Consider the following 342-nt stretch of genomic DNA (forward strand, 5'->3'; position numbering starts at 1 on the left):
TGGGCTTGGCCACGGGCGCAGGCGCAGGCGCAGGCACAGGCGCGGGCTGGGCCGCGGGCTTCGGCGCGGGCGGCGGCGAGTGGCGCAGCGGGATCGCCTGCGAGTCGTCGCCGATGCCGTCCGACAGCGGCGAGGCCTGCCGCACCACGCCGCCGGACAGCGGCGCGACATAGGGCGCTTCGCCGGGTACGTAGCGCGGCGGCGGCAGCGGCGGCGAGTCGAGCACGATCCGCGACGGACGCGGCTCGGATGCGGCGGCGCGCACCGCGGCGGACGGTTCGATGCGTTGCGTTGCGCCCGGCAGCGGCAGGCGCGGCGGCGGCGAAGCGGCGGCGGGGCGAT

At 79.5% G+C, this 342-nt stretch carries 1 pseudogene; it reads right to left on the reverse strand.

Annotation, left to right across the window (positions count from 1 at the left end):
• Window positions 1-342, reverse strand: a pseudogene (locus tag A7A76_RS20230) (hypothetical protein); the annotation flags it as partial.

Source organism: Lysobacter enzymogenes, from assembly GCF_017168095.1.
Classification (GTDB): Bacteria; Pseudomonadota; Gammaproteobacteria; order Xanthomonadales; family Xanthomonadaceae; genus Lysobacter; species Lysobacter enzymogenes_D.